This window comes from Colwellia sp. MB3u-55 (assembly GCF_014076785.1).
Taxonomy (GTDB): Bacteria; Pseudomonadota; Gammaproteobacteria; order Enterobacterales; family Alteromonadaceae; genus Colwellia_A.
The window spans coordinates 169,695-189,668 of sequence record NZ_JACGUS010000020.1 but is presented as its reverse complement, the minus strand read 5'-3'; the positions used below and the strand labels follow the sequence as shown (position 1 = coordinate 189,668).

The following is a 19,974-nucleotide window of genomic DNA, read 5'->3' as shown; positions in this document are numbered from 1 at the left end:
TATGGGGGAGGAGTGTGATGGTGGGACTGAGGATGAGAAGTGGGGAGATGGTTAAGTAGGGTATGAGGGTTTAACGTGGCGTTATGGGTACAGGTGGGGTGATGGTTAGATGTGGGGTGATGGTTGTATGTGGCGTAATGGTTACATGTGGCGTGTTGGTTACATGTGGCGTGATAGCATAAATGATGCTGCTAATATTGATGTTAACGTTTGGGTTGAAGACTAAATTAACCTTACACTTTAAACTTTAATATTTATTTAGAAATAAAATTATGGAACCAATAACTTATTGAATAACATAGTGAGGGTATTTATTAAGCTAATATTAAAATTCAGGTTTTCGCTTAAGTGTGACCTGAATTTATTACTAATTGCCTCACTATTTTTTACTACTCATCTTTACGCTAGCCAAGTTTTAGCAAACAATAACAATATTCGTTTTCAAAAATATTCCCTAAAACAAGGTTTATCTCAACAAGCTGTCTTTTCTATTCTACAAGACCGTCAAGGTTTTATGTGGTTTGCTACTCAGGAAGGTTTAAACCGTTTTGATGGTTATCAATTTCGCGTTTTTAGTCATGAAGCCAACGATAGTAATTCCTTATCTCATGACGCTATTTACACTATGTTTGAGGATCATAATGGTTTATTGTGGTTAGGTACTGATGGCGGTGGTTTAAATCGTTTTGACCCTATATCAGAGACATTTGAACATTTTAGTAAAAAATCTCATAACCTCAGTAGCGATAGAATTAATGTGATTTTTGAAGATAAAGATCACATTCTTTGGATAGGTACAGACGGTGGCGGATTAAATAGGTTTGATCCAACAACTGAAGTATTTCAATCCTTTTTACATGATACAAACAGCAAAGTAACGCTAAATCATAATAATGTTCGTTCTATTCACCAAGGCAAGCAAGGACAATTGTGGTTAGGTACAGATAAAGGCATAAATATATTTGATATTAATACACTGACTTTTACCAATTTTACATTAAAAGATAATATCTCAATAAAGCTGCATGATTACAGTATTAGAAGCTTATTCGTTGATGAACAACAAAGAGTATGGATAGGCACCTATCACAATGGTTTAATCACCATTGATCAGCAAAATAATGTTACTCAGTATAAGTCTCAAAATGAAGATAAAACAAGCGTGTGTGCTAATACCATACATGATATTTTTCAGGACAATATTGATAATATTTGGCTGGCAACCGACAATGGCCTATGTCTTTGGCAACCCGCAAGTGATAATTTTACGCAATTTCGTCACGATGTTAAAGACTTATACAGCCTAGGTGATAACCGCACAAGAACATTATATCAAGACAATGGTGGTGTACTTTGGCTTGGTACCTTTGGAGGAATAAATAAATGGAGCCCCTCTGACTTTTCTCATTACCGTCAAACCCCCAACAATAAGAATAGCCTATCGAGTAACATCATTACGGCATTTAGTGAGCGTAACAATGGTGATGTTTGGGTAGGCAGTTATGATGGCCTTAATTTATTTAATCCACAAAAAAATACTTTTACCAGATTTAAAGTTGATGAGAGCGCTGCTTCAAGTTTGAGTGACAACCGTATTATGTCTCTTCACAGCGATGCTGATGACTCGCTATGGATTGGCACCCGTGGTAAAGGCCTTGACCACTATAATCCTAAAACAAACTTATTTACTCACTACACCCACAACGAGAAAGAAATAACGAGTTTAAGTGCAAATGGCGTCACTGACATATATCAAGATAATCAAGGGGTATTATGGGTAGCAACATATACCAGTGGTTTAAACCGCTTTGAACCAGCAACAAAAACTTTCAAACACTTTCGTCATGATGTCAACGATGATAAAAGTCTCAGTACCGACCGAATTTTGTCTCTACATCAGGGTAAAAATAATACTTTATGGTTAGGAACAGAGGGTGGAGGTTTAAACCTATTTGATCCTAAAACAGAAACTGTCACTCAATATCTTCATAATAGTAAAGACCCTGATAGTTTAAGTAATAATGTTGCTTGGTCAATACTAGAAGATCCCCAAGGCGATTTATGGGTAGGTACATGGGGAGGTGGTTTGAATCGTTGGGCTGCTGCAGATCGAAAAACAGGTAAGGTGCGCTTTAAACACTATGGAAAGAAACAAGGATTACTCAGTAATGTGATTTACGGTATTGTTGCAGATGGTCAAGGTTTTATATGGCTAAGCACTAACCGTGGTTTAACTCGATTAGACCCACAAACAGAACAACTGAAACAATATGATGTTTCTCATGGCTTACAAGAGAATGAGTTTAATCATAACGCAGCAATGAATAGTCGCCATGGGCAGCTATTTTTTGGTGGTTCTAATGGCTTTAACATGTTTACTCCTGCTGAAATTAAAGAGAATAACAATCAACTGCCCGTATTGTTAACCGGTTTATTGAAAATTAATAAAAAAACCAAATTTGGAGATGCTGTAGCAGGGCTTAACAATATAATATTTGATTACAAAGACTACGTAATAGCGTTTGAATTTGCAGGTTTAGATTACACCACACCAGAAAAAAACAACTATAAATATAAATTAGAAGGCTTTGACCAAAACTGGATCGAAATAGGTAAAGTTCATCGAACTACGTTTACCAACCTCCCTGCGGGCGATTATATTTTTCGGGTAAAAGGCGCTAATAATGATGGTATTTGGAGCGAAAAATCCTTAGCACTGAATATCAAAGTGACACCTGCACCGTGGGAGTCATGGTGGGCTTATAGCTTATACATACTGTTTTTCATTATGATCTTCTTTTTCTATATTCGTGCCTATAAAACCAAATTACACCAAAAAGCTGAATATAGTCGACATTTAGAAAAACAAGTTATACTAAGAACAACTGAACTCACCACCGCTAATCATGCACTTGAAATATCCCAAAAAGCAGCACAGGCAGGAAATCGTGCCAAGGGAGCTTTTATTTCCACCATGAGCCACGAATTACGGACGCCAATGACCTCAATTTTAGGATTTGCCGAAAGCATTTTACAAGATCCTATTGAACCTGAGGAAGAGCATAGAAGGATCAATAAAATCATCAGCAATGGTAATTACTTACTGCAACTAATGAACAATGTTTTAGATATTTCTAAAATTGAAGTTAATTGTTTAGATTTAGAAAATATTGCGGTATCGCCTGTAGAAATAATGCAAGAGTTGGAAGAACTCATTGGGCAACGAGCAACTGAAAAAAAACTGAATTTAACCATTAATTACCTACTACCTATTCCTGGCGTAATCCAAAGTGATCCGACAAGATTAAAGCAAATATTACTTAATTTATGTGGTAACGCGATAAAATTTACTGAAAAAGGTGGGATCACAATAAATATTTCCGCCGATCAGCAGACTAATTTGTTATCTTTCTCTGTTGTTGATACCGGAATAGGTATACCTGAGAATAAGATAGCGTCAGTTTTTGAAGAGTTTACCCAAGTTGACTCATCTACCACTCGTAAGTTTGGTGGTACTGGTTTAGGTTTAAGTATTTCTAAGGAGTTAACCCAAGCGATGGGCGGAGAAATGCACCTCACTAGCCAGGAAGGTATTGGCAGTCAATTTTCATTTAGTATTGGTATGGGAGCGGTTCAAGTGCTGCAATGGCTGAACGAACACTCAGCTATTGATAAAATAAAACATAAGCATAATGCCAAAGAATATAAAATTCCCACGCTTACAGGGAATATTTTATTGGCTGAAGATTGGCCTGATAACCAAGAGTTGATCCGCCTGTATGTTGAACGTACTGGCGCTAAAGTGACCTTAGTAGAAAATGGTCAATTAGCGGTAGAAGTGGCACTGAGTAATGACTTTGATATGGTCTTAATGGATGTACAAATGCCAGAAGTTGATGGTATTGAAGCAACTAAAATACTACGTGCTACTGGATTTTCTAAGCCAATAATCGCATTAACAGCAAATATTTCTAATAACGATATTGAACTTTACCTAAAATCTGGTTTTAGTGGGCATTTAAAAAAACCGATAGAAATCCAGACTTTTTATCAAACCTTAGCAAACATATTACCTACCGCATCAATAGATCTTGAACCGTCAGTAGCAAAAAATATTAAGCAGGTAGAACAACAACAAGTTTTAATCAATACTTTCATTGAAGGCTTGCCAACAATATTAGCTGAAATTCAACAGATGGCAGAAGAAAAAAATTGGTTAAAACTACAAAACTTGTTACATAATTTAAAAGGTTTAGGGGGATCTTTTGGCTTTCCTGAAGTTAGTCAGCAAGCAGATATACTTTATCAATCTTTGCTAACGAAGAAATATAGCCTCATTATTATCCAATTAGATACATTACAGCAAATAACAACTAAAATAACTGATGAAATTAATTTATAATTACCTAGTAAATTCCCGTTAAGCTTTTCCACATATATTCCAAAAAAGAGGTCATATGCCTGATAGAAAATTAAACATCTTGGTTGCCGATGATGAACCTTTGATGTTGAGCCTACTGAGTGAATATTTAACAACTTATGGTAATCATAATGTGATACAAGCATGTAATGGAAAAAAAGCCTTGCAGTTATTTAATACGAATAAAAGTAATATAGATGTTACTTTTCTTGATATTGAAATGCCATATATTAATGGTTTAAAAGTGCTACAAGCCATTCATAGCATCGAACCTTCAGCTTATGTAGTAATTATTAGTGGTTTGGGCAATTTACATAATGTGAAAACAGCGATTTCCGCTGGCGTTAACGGTTTTATTGTCAAACCCTATACTTATGAAAAAGTTGCTGAAGCACTAAATAATTATCTTCATGCTTACTGTACAGAATAATAATATCATCAGTTTTACAATTTACATGAGAGCCAAGTCAGGATTAGCCATTATCAAACTCTCAACTCATATCGAACTTCAGCAGACCAGTGAATTTATCTGAAAGGCGTTTTAGATAAACTACTCATTTTTCATAGTAGACAATAATATTGATGGCTGAAAATCCAAAAAAACGACCTGGAATACGATACCAACCGATTTGACTGGAAAGGAATTCAATGAATTTTTCTTACATATTTCTGACTATGAAGTTGTTACACCTGAAGAGGAAACTGCTGAACCTATCATTACAGATATTAAGTATGGCAGTGTCATTAGGTTCATTCACGAACACACAGGAGATAAAAAAGTACAATTTAATATTTGGTGAACTTATTACGCATGGCTATAATATTGATAAATATGCATTTAAATGGTTATATTCAATTATATCCACCTCTTCCTTCATTGTTTTATCATTAATAATTTACACGAATCATATGGTAGATAAAGCCATTATTTTTAGTATCCCTTTAAAACAAATTGCATTAGTTGTTTTCTTATTATTGTTAACGTTTAACTCTTTATTTTTTGTTACTTAAACTTGGGTAAAATCCGTGCATTTGCGTATGCTAAGAGATTAATAGCTGCTTGTGACCGAATAAACTAAATAAAATGTATTGTGTCATGATGAAGTTTTTCATACCAAATCATCACATACATTTAGCACTATCGCCTTTGGGGCAGAAGATAGTTAACTTAACTGCCCGTGTACGCTATTGCTAAAAATTTTATTCATTGTTGTATGACCACTTAGTCGGATCCAATGCCACTAACTCAGGCATTTAACATAGCCTTTATTGTCTCTATAAATCTTATAAACCTAATTCCTAAAACAACCAATCATATCGGCAATTTCTTGTTTAGTTAAATTAGTATTTTCATCATCAACGAGTTCAACAATACGTTTACGGTCTTTATCAGGGATCTGGCGAGGTTTGCCAAACTTAACACCTTTTGCTCTTACTCGCTCAAGTCCTTTCTGAACTCGCTCATTGATAATGTCTTTCTCAAATTCAGCCAATGCACCTAACATGCTAAACATAAGTTTTCCGTTACTGCTTGAAGTATCAACTGCTTGATTAAGAACATTAAGAGTAGCACCTTTCGCTTCAATCATATCAACCAACTTGTGCAAGTCAGTTAATGATCTTGCAAGACGGTCTAACTTTGTAATGACAATACTATCCCCTTACCTTAAATAATCAATTGCACTATGTAACTATAGACGATCACTTTTAACGCTACTCAGTTTTTCCTTAAATATTTTCTCATAACCTTTAAGTTATTCTAGTTGATTATCTAAGTTTTGATTTTGAGTTGAACAGCGAGCATAAGCAATTTTAATACTGTACCTTTATCCCCAGGAGTTAGATTACAAACTTAAAATTAGGATAAAGGTTACACTTAATCGAGGTGATCATGCAAAAATACGGTTGGTAAAACACTGTAACCTAAACTGTAGTATTGATTACAGTGCTAGAGGTTGCCAGTTAGGAGACTAAGCAATCAATCTACCTATTCAAATAATCTGATATAATGTAAGAGTAAAAATGGTGAAACTGTTTAGGGCGCTAATGCCACATTTGAGGCATTTGTGAATAGACATCACTAGTGTAATTTCTAGACATAAAATGAGATTGAGACGTTTTATTTAATATTCACTATTGCCACAAAGCTGTCTAAATTTACGAGTAAAAACACCCCTGTTTATGTTCACTTTGATACGAAGCCAGACATTTCTTGTCTGCCAGCTAAGAAGCGCAGTTCCCAATTTCGGTCACTGGCTTTTTGGTTTTCTAAGCTGCAATATTGACCGTAAAGTGCGGATTAGAGACGTTCTAGCTAGCTTTTTTCTGATTCTATAATTAATCTATACAAGTGACAAATATCACTTAACACTCAGACCGAGGAACGCATTACACCAGCCGAAAGTTTAGGCAACGACTGTGGCGTTATCAAATCACACAAAGCATCAGCCGCCGCGGAAATTGTTGGGATAATGCCACAATGGAACGATATTTTAGAAGTTTAAAAACGCAATGGATACCTTTGATAGGGTATAAGAATTTTAATGAAGCCAAACAAGCAATCATTAATTACATCATGGATTATTACAATAAGACCCGGCCACATACGTATAACGGTGGAATAAGCCCAAATGAATCAGAAAGAAGAGATGAGTTAAGCTACAACACTGCGGCCAATATTACATGACCACTTCAGTTAAGTAAGTTTATGGGGGGAGCAATGACCTGTTACTCAAACCCATCTTTAAAAGATTTTCTTAAATCTAGAAATAAACACTAGGTTATCTTAATCATTACATAATATTTCAAGTTGATATTAATAACCTTTAACGCCAGCGTTATCACCATGTAGCTAACCGTGTAAAATTTCTTGAGCTTAAGCTGATATAAGTACAAAAAAAGCCCCTACATTACTGCAGAGGCTTTTTCTTGAATTAGTCGAGTTGACCGTATAAGCCGGGTTTTGTATCTCTTTCGAAAAAGAGTGACAATCATTCGTCTAGGCCTTAAATCGCTCTAAGGCTCAAGCAACCTACCCGGTTTCCACGCGAACCACGCTTATACTATTTAAACTTACGCTCGAACAGTCATGAAACCCTATTTGGTCTTGCTCCGGGTGGAGTTTACCCTGCAATTACTGTTACCAGCAATCCGGTGCGCTCTTACCGCACCCTTTCAGCCTTACCTGTGAAGTTCCTAAGAACAACCATCGGCGGTCTTCTCTCTGCTGCACTTGTCGTCGGCTCACGCCGCCCAGGCGTTACCTGGCACCCTGCTCATTGGAGCCCGGACTTTCCTCCCCCTCATACCTATATCTTCAGTTTACACATCTGATACAAGGATAAAGCAGCGATTGTCTGGTCAACTCGGCGCGCATTTTACCTTAATTTTTACCGATAGCCAATTGATAATATATTTAGTTACTGACCACTAATAAATAAAGCGTAAATTACTTCATTTCTAGGGCTATTTCATACAAAGCGTTCTTTTTTACTCCGTATATTTCAGCGGTGATCGCACAAGCTGTCTTTGGCTTCATTTCCGCTAACAGTAATTTCAGCGTAGCAATAGCCTTTGCTGGAATAGCGTTCGCATCAATTTTTTTACCTTCTATGATTAAAACCATTTCACCTTTCAGTTGATTTGGATCTTCTTTTAACCAAGCTAATAAGTTTTCAGCGGTATCAGAGTGAATAGTCTCAAACGTTTTTGTTAACTCACGAGAAATAACCACCTGACGTTCCCCCCCCAATACTTTGACAATATCTTCAACGGTATCAATTGCTCTACGTGGCGCATCATAGAACACCATAGTGCGTGGTTCTTCAAGCAAGTTCGCTAATGTTGCTTGCCTAGCACCGGTTTTTGAAGGTAAAAAACCTTCAAAAGAGAAACGATCTGTGGGTAAACCCGCGACAGATAGAGCAGCAATTGCTGCACAAGCACCCGGAATAGGAGAAACAGGTAAATTAAGTTGTCGGCAATGGCGAACCAAATGAAACCCAGGATCACTGATTAAGGGTGTTCCGGCATCTGAAACCAGTGCAATGCTTTTCCCTTCTTGTAAAAGTGTTGCAACATAGTCTTGACGTTGGCGTTCATTATGGTCATGTAATGATAGCGTTTTGTTTTTGATAGAATAAGCAGATAATAATCTTTGAGTATGGCGAGTATCTTCACAGGCAATAATATCCACATGAGTTAACACATCAAGTGCGCGTTGACTGATGTCGGTTAAATTTCCGATGGGTGTGGCGACGATGTAAAGCGTGCCTGATTCTACAAATACTGACGACATAATGAATACTTAAGTTGAGACTGATGAAGATGAAGTTTATTATAAAGCTAACTAATAAAGTACGGATTTATCGCTGGTGAGCCAAACTAATTTTTTGTTTTCTAAAAAAAGCACTCTTTATCGCATTACTACACTCTTTTCTGTCGCTCTACTAACAACGACATTATTGACAAGTTGCGGTACGTCCAAAAATATTGCCGACAATAAAGGCGCAATCGATTCTCGAAATCAACCATTAGAGAGTGCCAATAATAAAATAACCTCACAACAGTTGCTGTTGGCTGCGCAAACACAAGAGGTAAAAATAGCAACCGCCACACTTATTGATGCCAGTGAATTGCTGATTGGTGAGGAAAGTTATAATCAAGCACTATGGTTATCTCAGCAACTCACAGCACTAACTGACAATGCACAAGACAAGTACCGCTTAGCATTGGTAAGCGCAGATAGTTTACTTAAGCTAACTGAGGTTGAATTAGCCTTTAAGCAGCTTGAAGTTGCTAATAAAATTTCAACTGATAATAACGTTATTCATCGCGAAAACTACTACTTCTTACTGGCTGATATACAGCAGCGTAGAGCATTAGAAATTAGTGCGGTCAACGCTAAATTGCATTGGTTTTCCAGCAGTTCAAATACAGACGTTGATGATATCTATGAACTATGGCAAGCATTAAGTTTACTGTCTACTTGGCAAGTCAGCCAATTAGCAGCGCTTGACCCGCCTTATATTAAAGGTTGGCAACAACTATTAACTTACGCGCATAAATTTGGTGGTGATATTAACCGTTTTGATGCTTACTTAAGTCAGTGGCAAGGTGATTTTTCTGCGCATCCCGCACAAGCGATTATTGAAACATTAAAAATAACAGAACAAAGCCCACAAGCACTTATTGAAAATATTGCGGTTATTTTACCCCTTTCAGGTAAACAAGCGTCTGCAGGAAAAGCTGCCCAGCAAGGGATCCTAGCCGCTTATAGTAATATTCCCGATAAAAACTTAACCTTTATCGATGCTGATACACTTGATTGGACCTTATTAAATGAGCAGCTAATCGCCTTAAATAGTCATTTTATTATTGGCCCTTTGCTTAAAAATAATGTCGATAAGTTCCTTGCCCAAGGTGAAATTTTGCTACCTAGCTTATTACTTAACACGCTAAAAGTTGAGCAACGGAGCACAGAGCAATTCATTCTGTCGATGCGCCCAGAAGACGAAGCTTACCAAGCAGCAACAACATTGAGTCGTAAAAATTATCGCTCACCAGTCATACTCAGCCATCAAGATACCGCCAGTAAAAGAATTGCCCGAGCCTTTAGCAAACAATGGCAACTGATTAACGGCTATGCTCCTGAAGTTGTTTATTTCGAAAAAGGCAAAATGATGCAAGAGCAACTCAAGGCTAGCTTAGAGGTCGATAGTAGCCAAGCGCGTATCAAGGATTTAAAAATAAGAGTAAAACAGAGTATCGATTCAGAACCAAGAAATCGCCGTGATATTGATATGTTTTACTTAGTGGGTTCACCGGCACAAACAAAATTACTAAAACCGTACATTGATGTTAATACCAGCCCTTTTGCTACTATTATTCCAGTTTATGCTAGCTCTCGCAGTCATAGCAGTAAACAAGATTCAAGTAAGCATAACGATCTTCGTAACCTTATTTTTACCGAAATGCCTTGGCTGTTAAGTAGCCAACAACAAAATGCTCAATTAGCTGATTTAAGTAAAACGCTTTGGCCAAGTCGCAGTGACTCTTTACAACGCATCTTTGCCATGGGTTATGACAGCCTATATTTAGTCGACAAACTGCCCCTGATGAAACAAAAACCTTATGTTCGTCATTATGGTCAAACCGGTATATTAAAATTAAACAGTAATAACACCCTAACGCGAAGCTTATTGTGGGGTATATATCAAGATGGTGAGGTCGCTGAAATTGCCATGGACTAAGCCAGTTACGACTAAAAAAACCGGTGATATTACCGAAAGGTACGCGGGAGATTTTTTGGTGGCACAAGGCTTAATTATCGAAGAAAAAAACTTCACCTCCCGGTTAGGTGAAATTGATATAATCGTCAAAGATGCTGACACTTATGTCTTTGTCGAAGTAAAATATCGTGCTTCGATGTCGTTTGGTGGTGCTATTTCAGCAATATCAACGAAAAAACAGCAAAAAATTAGGAAAACAGCTGCAATTTATCTGCAACAATGTGGTTTAAACGAATATAATACTTCTTGTCGATTTGATGTTATTGCTTTACAAGGTAATATAAACAATCTCGATATTACCTGGCTAAAAAACGCCTTTTAGAGTCAATAAACGGAGCTAATTTCATTTATGTTAGAACGGATCAAAAGTAACTTTACCGAAAGTATCCAAACCAAAATTGCCGCCAGTGAATTACTAGCAGGACCTATTGAGCATGCTGGTATGATAATGGTGCAAAGCTTATTGGCTGGTAATAAAATACTTGCCTGTGGTAACGGCGGTTCAGCGGGTGATGCACAGCACTTTTCAGCGGAGTTATTAAACCGCTATGAAACTGAACGACCACCTTTACCGGCAATAGCCTTAACGACCGACACTTCGACGATTACTTCTATCGGGAATGATTATTCCTTCGATGAAATATTTTCTAAACAAGTGCGAGCATTAGGTAATAATGGGGATGTTTTACTCGCTATTTCTACCAGTGGTAATTCTCGTAATGTCATAAAAGCGATAGAAGCAGCAGTATCTCGCGATATTCCTATTATCGCATTAACCGGCGGTGATGGCGGCGATATTGCAGGTTTACTGGGCGAAAACGATGTAGAAATACGGGTACCTTCTTCACGTACAGCTAGAATTCAAGAAGTACATTTAGTGGTAATACATTGCTTATGCGATATTATTGACACAACTTTATTTCCTCAAGATGCCAATTAATATGATGCGAAAAAAATTATTAATAACCCTAGCAAGTATTTTATTTTTGCAAGGGTGCGTTGCTGCTGCTGTTGTTACTATTGTCGGAGGAGCATCTGCTGCTACCGATGAGCGTAGTATTGGTACACAGTTGGACGACCAAAAAATTGAATTTGAGGCGAATGCTAAGCTTGGCAAACATCAAGCCCTCGCAGACAACACTAATATTCAAGTGATCAGTGTTAACGGTAGTGTCTTAGTTATCGGGCAAGTGCCCAATACCTATTTACGCGATCTGGCGATAAAGTCGATTAATGAAGTTAAACAAGTTGTTCAGCTACATAATCAAATTCGTATCAGTAATACCACTTCTATTACGACCAGAAGTAACGATGTTTGGTTAACGTCTAAGGTTAAAGCGGCTCTTTTTGGCAGTGACAACATCGATGCGACTAATATTAAAGTAGTTACTGAAAATGGCGAAGTCTTTTTAATGGGCTTAATAACACAAGCGCAAGCTAATGAAGCCGTAGAGATAGCCCGTAATGTAAGCGGCGTCAATCGTGTATTCAAAATATTTGAATACATTTAACGATAAGTTACTTACCATAGCGCTCATAAAAAAAGCTTCTCAAGTTAATACTTGTGAAGCTTTTTTATTATTAACCGCTTGCCATAATGACGACTGAAATAAATTTAAAACAATTTCAGCATAACAGCTAATATACCAACAACAGTTATTGTGCTTGTAGTAATTACTTGATCACTTTTAAGCTAGGCTTACCTTTCGCTGAGCCCTTTTCAGACTTGGTTTTTGAAGTGCTGCTCTTATCTGAAGAGACACTAGATAAACCTACTGGCTTTACTGGACTTATTTCTTTATCAAGTTCTGGTTCAGGGTGTTCAATCACAAGCGATGTCCCCGCACCATTTTCTTTTGCATAAATAGCACTAATAGCACCGTAAGGCACGACAAGTTGTTCAAGCTTACCGCCAAAACGTGCGCTTACTTCAATGGCATAATCAGCAAGAGAAATAGAACCAACGGCTGACATTGAAACGTTGAGCACAATTTGCCCATCAGTCACATAAGCTGTTGGAACTAACACACCATAGACACTCGTATCTACAGCAATATATGGTGTGAGGTCGTTATCAGAAATCCACTGATAAAAAGCTCTCACTATATAAGGCTTGTTAGAGGTCATCTCTGGAGATATCAAGGCTAAAACATACCTAAACGTATTTCACGTTCTTCTTCAGTTAACGATGCTTGAAATGACTCACGTTCAAATAACTTCAGCATGTAACCTTTAAATTCTTTAGAGCCTTCACCGTCAAGTTCAATACCTAAAGCAGGTAAACGCCATAATAGTGGTGCTAAGTAACAGTCAACTAAACTGAATTCTTCACTCATAAAGTAAGGCGCTTCATTTAAAATTGGCGCTACACTTAACAAACTTTCTTTAAGTTCTTGACGAGCTTTGCTTGCAGCGTCTGCTGGGCCACTCATAATTATTTTTGCTAGACTGTACCAATCTTGTTCTACGCGATGCATCATCAAACGGCTACGACCACGTGATACCGGATAAACTGGCATTAATGGTGGATGAGGAAAACGCTCATCTAAGTATTCAATAATAATTGATGCTTCGTATAATGCTAATTCACGATCAATTAACGTCGGTACTGTGCCATAGGGATTTAAGTCGAGTAAATCTTCTGGTAAGTTAGCCAAATCAACTAAGTGGATATCAACGCCAACACCTTTTTCAGCGAGTACGATGCGTGTTTGATGACTATACATATCATCAGCATGAGAATATAAATTCATCACTGAACGCTTGTTTGCTGCTACGGCCATAATGCCTCCAAAAATCTGTAATAAAAAACTAACAAAGGGGGCCAAAGCCCCCCATAAATAAAACGCTGTACATTAACAATAATTGTTAGTGTACGTCCTTCCAATATTCAACTTTAAGTAAGTAAGCAAAAATAAGGAAAATAAATAAGAAACCTATTACCCAATATCCCATAGCTTCACGCTTAAGCTTACTTGGCTCACCGGTGTACTCTAAGAAATTGGCTAAATCACGAGCAAAGGCATCGTACTCTTCAACGGTCATAGAACCACCCGTTGCTTCACTGAGATTACCATTTTCGTCCATCGTACGAACACCTTGTAACCCCTGTAAAACATGCGGCATACCCGCATTTTTTAATACGGTGTTATTAACGCCAAAGGGACGTTCAGGATCAACGTAGAAAGAACGCAAGTAAGTATAAATATAATCAGGCCCTGGTTTTAAACGCGCCATTAGCGTTAAATCAGGTGGTGTATTACCAAACCATTTAGCCGCATCTTTTGCTGGCATAGTATTAGTAATATGATCACCGACTTTTTCACCCGTATACATATAATTAGCAATACCATCGGCTTCACTAATACCTAAATCCTCAAAAGTACGATTGTATCTTTGGTACTGTAACTGGTGACAACCTAAACAATAATTAATGTAAGATTGAAAACCACGTTTAAGTGACTCTTTGTCACTTAAATCATTACCCGCTTTGTCTAAATGAACACCACTGCTAGCAGCAAGTGTGAGCATAGGCACAAGCGCAAAAATTCCAAAAATAAAAGCTCTAATAAATTTATTCATTATCCTGAAACCCTCTCTGGAACGGGCTTAGTTTTTTCGTTCTTACTATATACCCATAAGGCAAGAAAGAAACCAAAATAACCAAACGTAGCGATAGTACCAATTAAGTTGTAGATCGGTGTTGATGGCAACGTACCTAAAATACCCAAAGCAATGAAACAAATAACAAATTGCGATAAGTTAACCGTATGAGCCGTACAACGGAACTTAATAGATTTCACTGTACCACGGTCAAACCAAGGTAATAAGAATAAAACAATGATCGCAGAAAACATACCAACTGCCCCTAATAACTTATCAGGGATTACACGTAAAATGGTATAAAAAGGTCCAAAATACCAAACCGGTGCAATATGCTCTGGTGTTTTCAAACCATTTGCAGGTTCAAAATTTGGCGCTTCCATAAAATAGCCACCGCCTTCAGGGTTAAAAAACATTACCCAAGAGAAAATGATTAAGAAGATAACAATCGCCACTAAATCTTTAACTGTATAATAGGGGTGGAACGGGATCGCATCGACGATATCGTATTTTTTAGTATATTGCTCATGGAAAGTAAATTTACTGTGCTCTTCTAATGGCACACTGCCTTTAGGTTTTTTAATATTTGTGCCTTCAGGGTTGTTCGAACCCACTTCATGAAGTGCAAGAATATGTAAGAAAACTAATACAACTAAAACCAATGGCATTGCAATAACGTGTAAAGCAAAGAAACGGTTTAAGGTAGCACCTGATATAACGTAATCACCGCGTATCCAGAGTGTTAAGTCATCACCTATAATTGGAATAGCACCAAACAGAGAAATAATAACCTGCGCGCCCCAATAAGACATATTACCCCAAGGTAATAAGTAACCCATGAAAGCTTCAGCCATAAGCACTAAAAAGATCAACATACCGAAGATCCAAAGTAATTCACGAGGCTTTTGGTATGAACCGTACATCATGCCACGGAACATATGCATATAAACAACAACAAAAAACGCTGACGCGCCTGTAGAATGCATATAGCGAAGTAACCAGCCGTAATCAACATCACGCATGATGTATTCTACAGAAGCGAACGCACCTTCACCTGATGGTTCATAACTCATTGTTAACCAAACACCCGTTAACAATTGATTGACGAGTACGACACTCGCTAAAACACCAAATACATACCAAAAATTAAAGTTTTTAGGTGCAGGATATTGACCAGCATGCTTGTTTACCGCGTCGGTTAACGGTAAACGTTTATTAATCCACACCATTAAATTAGATAACATTATGCTTCTCCTGTATTAACACCAATTAATAAGGTGTCTGCTGTTGGGAATGAATGCTCAGGAACCACCAAATTTGTTGGTGCAGGAACGCTTTGAAAAACACGTCCAGCCATATCGAATTTAGAGCCGTGACAAGGGCAAAAGAAACCGTCTTTTACACCCTCAACAAACTCCTCAAAATCGCCTTGGTGGTGAGTAGGAGCACAACCCAAATGAGTACAAACGCCTAGAGCAACCATAAACTCAGGCTTAATTGAACGATATGCATTAGTTGCATAAGTAGGTTGTTGGGGCTCTTCTGAACCAGGGTCTTTCAATTGATCGTCATGCGCCGCTAAAGTTGATAATATTTCTTCAGTTCTTCGGACCACATAAACAGGTTTTCCTCGCCATTCAGCGCGAATTAATTGACCTGGTTCTATTTTACTAACATTGACTTCAACCGGAGCACCTGCAGCTTTCGCTCTAGCACTAGGGTTCCAAGAACCAATGAAAGGCACAGCCAAACCGACAACACCAACACCACCTACTACCGAAGTAGCAGCAGTTAAAAAGCGTCGACGGCCGTTATTCACGGGCGCATTGCTCATTTAAAATCTCCAAATAACATTGTTTCAAACAAATTCGAATTATTATTCTCACAGCTTCAGCGAGTTGCGAGAGAAAATACTTTCCAATTGTTCGCCAAAACTTGTGACAAAAATTTTTCTGATAATAAAGAAATAAGCACTTTTTTACAAGTAAAAATAAGCAAAACATCGGTTATATATCTTTATTTCACTGACTTTATCACTTTAGACACACAACTAAATACGAAAGATTATTATTCAAAAAAAACGCACAAAAAAATAGTTTCTCTTTCACTATCTGATAAATTATTTTAATACTTATATAGCTAAGTGTAATGGCTAACCAACAAAAAAGTGTTCAGTAAACAGCTTAATAGTAGAACTATTTTCACCCATATTATTTTTATTGCTGTTCATTGAAAGTTTACCATTTTATTGGAGCTCGCACTGTATTATTTATTATCGCCTAAGGTTATTTTAATGATAAAAAGCCCGCGATTTTACCTTTACTGCGGATGTTGATTTTTCTAAATAACAGATATAAAAAAACCGACATAAAGTCGGTTTTTTGAAAACGTATAAGGTAAATATTAACGTTTTGAAAATTGTGGCTTTTTACGAGCCTTGTGTAAACCAACTTTCTTACGTTCAACTTTACGAGCATCACGAGTTACGAAACCAGCTACACGTAGAGAACCACGTAAAGTTTCATCGAACTCCATTAATGCACGAGTAATACCGTGACGAATTGCGCCAGCTTGACCAGAAATACCACCACCAACAACAGTGATGTTAAAGTCAAACTTTTCTAACATTTCAACTAATTCTAATGGTTGACGAACAACCATACGAGCCGTTTCACGACCAAAGTATACAGAAATGTCACGCTTGTTAATTGTAATTGCACCGTTACCAGCTTTCATGAACACACGAGCAGTTGAGCTCTTGCGACGACCAGTACCGTAATATTGATTATCAGCCATTGCTTAAAGCTCCAAAAGTTGTGGTTGTTGTGCAGTATGCTTATGTTCAGTGCCCGCGTAAACTTTAAGCTTACGGAACATTTCACGACCTAAAGGACCTTTAGGTAACATACCTTTAACTGCGAATTCTAAAACACGCTCTGGAGCTTTTTCAATTAGCTTTTCAAAACTAATTTGCTTAAGACCGCCTGGGAATTCTGTATGCGAGTAGTAAATTTTACCCTTCGCTTTATTACCAGTTACTTTCACTTTCTCAGCGTTAATAACAACGATATAATCGCCAGTATCTACGTGAGGAGTATATTCTGCTTTATGCTTGCCGCGTAAACGGGTTGCAATTTCAGTAGCGATACGTCCTAAAGTCTTATCTTCGGCGTCCACTAAGAACCATTCGCGTTGTACGCTTTCTGGTTTTGCTACAAAAGTTTTCATTAAAAAACCCAATATTTATTATGTTACTTTAAATGATAAATGCTAAGAATTAGCATCACCGGTTAAAAAGACCACGCTCTACCCCTTCGAGTATCGAGTCCATCGCCACTACTTTTCACAAAAGTCAAAAACAGTAGGCATTTGTAACGCAGGGAGCGCGGATTATACAGAAGTTATCTGCTAAGATCACCTATAAATCACAATCAATTGCACTTTTTTTAAACTTTTATCACGAATACAATCGCTAGCTAATAATGAATCACATTTTGAATCGCTGTAATTTAAGCAAATAGCGCAATTGTCTAAGGAGGCTACCGATTTTTGATAACATTTTACACTTTGGCTTGCTGTGGTTGGAAAAGCTAATACCTCACTTCCCTCTTTAACTTTTATTGTTTCGCACTTTTTTCAATGTAGGCTTGCTGGTGGTTATCTTTTTCACTTGTTGGAAACTTAGCTAATGCCTTAAATGTGTTTCAATTTTTTCACTTTATTTATGGTCTATATTACCTATAAAAATAAATGACAAATCCAAAGCTCTACATACTGAATCAAGTTAAATAAAAAACACAACATATAGTTTACTCGCGTAATAATTCTAAAAATTGGCATAAAAAAATGCCGATCGCTAAATCGGCATTTTTATAATTATCTTTAAGTAGAGCCTACTATCTCACTAAGGTAAGTGCTTACTTGCTAAATAATCATGTGACTGCATTTCTTGTAAACGACTTAAACAACGGTTGAACTCAAATTCCAGTCCACCGTGGCTGTATAAATTTTCCATTTCGACTTCAGCGGAAATAATTAATTTTACATTACGCTCATAAAATTCATCAACCAAGGCAATAAATCGACGCGCCGCATCTTCACGATCAACACTCATTTGTTTGACATTGGCTAATAATACCGTGTGATACAAACGACTTATCTCCATATAGTCAGTTTGACTACGTGCGGATTCACACAACACCGAAAAATCAAAGTGTACAATACCGTCGGACTCTTCAATCGCCGATAATGAGCGATTATTTATTTTAACTTCAACATCTTTTTTACCTGGTTTGACCGACAATTGAATAAAATATTGCGCCAGGTTTTCGCTTGCCTCGGCATCAAGTGGAGCATGGTAAATCTCGGCTTGCTCTAGGGTTCGCAAACGGTAATCAATACCGCTATCGACATTTACTACATCACAATGTTTATTGATGAGTTTAATAGCTGGTAAAAAACGTTCACGTTGCAAACCATTACGGTACAAACCGTCAGGTATAATATTTGACGTTGCCACTAAAGTAACATTATGTGCAAATAATTCTTCAAACAAAGCGCCAAGAATCATTGCATCGGTAATGTCGGAAACAAAAAATTCATCAAAACAAATAATGCAGGTTTCATCAGCAAAACGTTTGGCAATTATTTTCAATGGGTCAGCTTGCCCTGTTAATGTTTTTAATTCTTGATGAACACGGTGCATAAAGCGATGAAAGTGAACACGCATTTTATTATCAAAAGGCAAACAATCATAAAAGGTATCAACTAAATAAGTTTTCCCTCGACCAACGCCCCCCCAAAAATAAAGTCCTTGTATGGTTTTAGTTTCAGATGAAGCAACAATGCGCTTCCAGCGATGAAGCACTTTCTTAAACCCTTCAACGGGTAAGGGTTTATTTTGAAGATCTTCATAGAGCCTCTGTAAGTTTTTTACCGCATTTTCCTGCGCATCGTCATGTAAAAAATCATCACGGGTTAAATCTTCATTATACTTATCTAGAGGTGAAAGCTTGATCATTTATTGGCCACTTATATTTTTTTTCACAAAGTCTTTACAGGACTAATGGAATATTTTCTTGAAATTAACAAATTCGCAATCATATTGATTAGGTAAGCGCGAACAGAAGCGCTATTATACAAAATAAGTTCCCATATTTTTACTAATTTTATTGAATATAACGAGGGTTTGACACTATGGATATAGTTTTAGCAATTTTTCTTTTATTAGTTGGTGCGGCAATAGGTTTTGTTGCTAGTCGTTTTTTATCTGCATCAGTCCAAGACAATCAAAAACTTAGTGCACGCGTTAGTAATAGTGAAGACGCTTTAGCACAATATAAACTCGATGTTGCAGAACATTTAGATGACTCAACAATACTGTTGGACAAAATGAATAGCACTTGCCAAACAGCAATGTTGCAAATGGAAAAAAGTACGCAATTATTAAAGCAAGCAACACCTTTAGACGTTGATGGCATGCCTTTTTTCTCAAAAGAAACACAAGAACAACTTGCACAAACGGTCTCATTACGTCATAACAGAGCCGAACGTAAGAGTGAAGAAACAAGCACTGAACCACCACTTGACTATTCAGGCCAAGCGAGTGGACTTTTTGTCGACAAGAAACAAAGTGTTACAAATGTAGGCTAATGTTCTTTG

At 37.2% G+C, this 19,974-nt stretch carries 17 protein-coding genes, 1 other RNA gene and 1 pseudogene; 8 read left to right on the top strand and 11 right to left on the bottom strand.

What is annotated here, in order from left to right; all coding sequences use genetic code 11:
• Positions 1–289: 289 nt before the first annotated feature.
• Positions 290–4,402: a hybrid sensor histidine kinase/response regulator gene (locus tag H4J66_RS00920; protein WP_182169329.1), complete on the top strand. Its 4,113-nt coding sequence runs from the start codon at positions 290–292 to the stop codon at positions 4,400–4,402.
• A 55-nt stretch (positions 4,403–4,457) separates the two neighbouring features.
• Positions 4,458–4,850 carry a response regulator gene (locus H4J66_RS00915; RefSeq protein WP_182169327.1) on the top strand — a complete coding sequence of 131 codons (393 nt, stop codon included), beginning with the start codon at positions 4,458–4,460 and terminating at the stop codon, positions 4,848–4,850.
• A gap of 862 nt (positions 4,851–5,712) precedes the next feature.
• Here the strand turns inward: H4J66_RS00915 and H4J66_RS00910 are convergent.
• Positions 5,713–6,072 carry a recombinase family protein gene (locus H4J66_RS00910; protein ID WP_182169364.1) on the bottom strand — a complete coding sequence of 120 codons (360 nt, stop codon included), beginning with the start codon at positions 6,070–6,072 and terminating at the stop codon, positions 5,713–5,715.
• A 716-nt stretch (positions 6,073–6,788) separates the two neighbouring features.
• Between H4J66_RS00910 and H4J66_RS00905 the strand changes: the two are divergent.
• A pseudogene (locus H4J66_RS00905) lies at positions 6,789–7,106 on the top strand (integrase core domain-containing protein); the annotation flags it as partial.
• A gap of 248 nt (positions 7,107–7,354) precedes the next feature.
• On the opposite strand, the gene rnpB reads toward H4J66_RS00905, so the two are convergent.
• Together rnpB and rsmI are read right to left on the bottom strand one after the other, a co-directional pair.
• An RNA gene (gene rnpB / locus H4J66_RS00900) (RNase P RNA component class A) lies at positions 7,355–7,788 on the bottom strand.
• Between the two features lie 80 nt (positions 7,789–7,868).
• The gene (gene rsmI, locus H4J66_RS00895) at positions 7,869–8,717 is read right to left on the bottom strand and encodes a 16S rRNA (cytidine(1402)-2'-O)-methyltransferase (protein ID WP_182169325.1); all 849 of its coding nucleotides are present in this window, start codon (positions 8,715–8,717) and stop codon (positions 7,869–7,871) included.
• Between the two features lie 76 nt (positions 8,718–8,793).
• Between rsmI and H4J66_RS00890 the strand changes: the two genes are divergently transcribed.
• From H4J66_RS00890 to dolP, 4 genes are read left to right on the top strand one after another with little or no spacing between them, the layout of a single operon-like run.
• Positions 8,794–10,671 carry a penicillin-binding protein activator gene (locus H4J66_RS00890; RefSeq protein ID WP_182169323.1) on the top strand — a complete coding sequence of 626 codons (1,878 nt, stop codon included), beginning with the start codon at positions 8,794–8,796 and terminating at the stop codon, positions 10,669–10,671.
• On the top strand, positions 10,658–11,032 hold the full coding sequence (locus tag H4J66_RS00885) for a YraN family protein (RefSeq protein ID WP_259368613.1): 375 nt from the start codon (positions 10,658–10,660) through the stop codon (positions 11,030–11,032). The genes H4J66_RS00890 and H4J66_RS00885 overlap by 14 nt, the downstream gene beginning before the upstream one ends.
• Before the next feature lie 27 nt (positions 11,033–11,059).
• Positions 11,060–11,650: a phosphoheptose isomerase gene (locus H4J66_RS00880; protein ID WP_070375790.1), complete on the top strand. Its 591-nt coding sequence runs from the start codon at positions 11,060–11,062 to the stop codon at positions 11,648–11,650.
• Between the two features lie 4 nt (positions 11,651–11,654).
• A complete protein-coding gene (dolP, locus tag H4J66_RS00875; protein WP_182169362.1) occupies positions 11,655–12,221 on the top strand; it encodes a division/outer membrane stress-associated lipid-binding lipoprotein in 567 nt (188 codons plus the stop codon).
• A 163-nt stretch (positions 12,222–12,384) separates the two neighbouring features.
• On the opposite strand, the gene H4J66_RS00870 is transcribed toward dolP, so the two are convergent.
• The 8 genes from H4J66_RS00870 to zapE form a co-directional block, all read right to left on the bottom strand.
• Complete coding sequence (locus H4J66_RS00870; protein WP_182169360.1) at positions 12,385–12,837, bottom strand: ClpXP protease specificity-enhancing factor; 453 nt, start codon at positions 12,835–12,837, stop codon at positions 12,385–12,387.
• A gap of 17 nt (positions 12,838–12,854) precedes the next feature.
• Positions 12,855–13,493, bottom strand: coding sequence for a stringent starvation protein SspA (sspA, locus tag H4J66_RS00865; protein ID WP_070375788.1), 639 nt, complete (start codon positions 13,491–13,493; stop codon positions 12,855–12,857).
• A gap of 85 nt (positions 13,494–13,578) precedes the next feature.
• The gene (locus H4J66_RS00860) at positions 13,579–14,292 is read right to left on the bottom strand and encodes a cytochrome c1 (protein ID WP_182169319.1); all 714 of its coding nucleotides are present in this window, start codon (positions 14,290–14,292) and stop codon (positions 13,579–13,581) included.
• Positions 14,292–15,557 carry a cytochrome bc complex cytochrome b subunit gene (locus tag H4J66_RS00855; RefSeq protein WP_182169317.1) on the bottom strand — a complete coding sequence of 422 codons (1,266 nt, stop codon included), beginning with the start codon at positions 15,555–15,557 and terminating at the stop codon, positions 14,292–14,294. Before H4J66_RS00855 ends, H4J66_RS00860 begins: the two co-directional genes overlap by 1 nt.
• Positions 15,557–16,147, bottom strand: coding sequence for a ubiquinol-cytochrome c reductase iron-sulfur subunit (gene petA / locus H4J66_RS00850; protein WP_182169315.1), 591 nt, complete (start codon positions 16,145–16,147; stop codon positions 15,557–15,559). The genes H4J66_RS00855 and petA overlap by 1 nt, the downstream gene beginning before the upstream one ends.
• 569 nt (positions 16,148–16,716) lie before the next feature.
• Positions 16,717–17,109 carry a 30S ribosomal protein S9 gene (gene rpsI, locus H4J66_RS00845; protein ID WP_182169313.1) on the bottom strand — a complete coding sequence of 131 codons (393 nt, stop codon included), beginning with the start codon at positions 17,107–17,109 and terminating at the stop codon, positions 16,717–16,719.
• A gap of 3 nt (positions 17,110–17,112) precedes the next feature.
• Positions 17,113–17,541: a 50S ribosomal protein L13 gene (gene rplM / locus H4J66_RS00840; protein ID WP_070375783.1), complete on the bottom strand. Its 429-nt coding sequence runs from the start codon at positions 17,539–17,541 to the stop codon at positions 17,113–17,115.
• 676 nt (positions 17,542–18,217) lie between these two features.
• Positions 18,218–19,333 (bottom strand): cell division protein ZapE, encoded by a 1,116-nt coding sequence (zapE, locus tag H4J66_RS00835; RefSeq protein ID WP_182169311.1) that lies wholly within the window; start codon positions 19,331–19,333, stop codon positions 18,218–18,220.
• A 176-nt stretch (positions 19,334–19,509) separates the two neighbouring features.
• On the opposite strand from zapE, the gene H4J66_RS00830 reads away from it, so the two are divergent.
• Positions 19,510–19,965, top strand: coding sequence for a YhcB family protein (locus tag H4J66_RS00830; RefSeq protein ID WP_182169309.1), 456 nt, complete (start codon positions 19,510–19,512; stop codon positions 19,963–19,965).
• Positions 19,966–19,974 lie beyond the last annotated feature (9 nt).

Coding starts and splice junctions, on each gene's coding strand:
- H4J66_RS00870 (WP_182169360.1), bottom strand. CDS start 12,837: ATGACCTCTAACAAGCCTTATATAGTGAGAGCTTTTTATCAGTGGATT.
- rplM (WP_070375783.1), bottom strand. CDS start 17,541: ATGAAAACTTTTGTAGCAAAACCAGAAAGCGTACAACGCGAATGGTTC.
- H4J66_RS00855 (WP_182169317.1), bottom strand. CDS start 15,557: ATGTTATCTAATTTAATGGTGTGGATTAATAAACGTTTACCGTTAACC.
- dolP (WP_182169362.1), top strand. CDS start 11,655: ATGCGAAAAAAATTATTAATAACCCTAGCAAGTATTTTATTTTTGCAA.
- rpsI (WP_182169313.1), bottom strand. CDS start 17,109: ATGGCTGATAATCAATATTACGGTACTGGTCGTCGCAAGAGCTCAACT.
- sspA (WP_070375788.1), bottom strand. CDS start 13,493: ATGGCCGTAGCAGCAAACAAGCGTTCAGTGATGAATTTATATTCTCAT.
- H4J66_RS00830 (WP_182169309.1), top strand. CDS start 19,510: ATGGATATAGTTTTAGCAATTTTTCTTTTATTAGTTGGTGCGGCAATA.
- H4J66_RS00880 (WP_070375790.1), top strand. CDS start 11,060: ATGTTAGAACGGATCAAAAGTAACTTTACCGAAAGTATCCAAACCAAA.
- H4J66_RS00860 (WP_182169319.1), bottom strand. CDS start 14,292: ATGAATAAATTTATTAGAGCTTTTATTTTTGGAATTTTTGCGCTTGTG.
- rsmI (WP_182169325.1), bottom strand. CDS start 8,717: ATGTCGTCAGTATTTGTAGAATCAGGCACGCTTTACATCGTCGCCACA.
- zapE (WP_182169311.1), bottom strand. CDS start 19,333: ATGATCAAGCTTTCACCTCTAGATAAGTATAATGAAGATTTAACCCGT.
- petA (WP_182169315.1), bottom strand. CDS start 16,147: ATGAGCAATGCGCCCGTGAATAACGGCCGTCGACGCTTTTTAACTGCT.
- H4J66_RS00915 (WP_182169327.1), top strand. CDS start 4,458: ATGCCTGATAGAAAATTAAACATCTTGGTTGCCGATGATGAACCTTTG.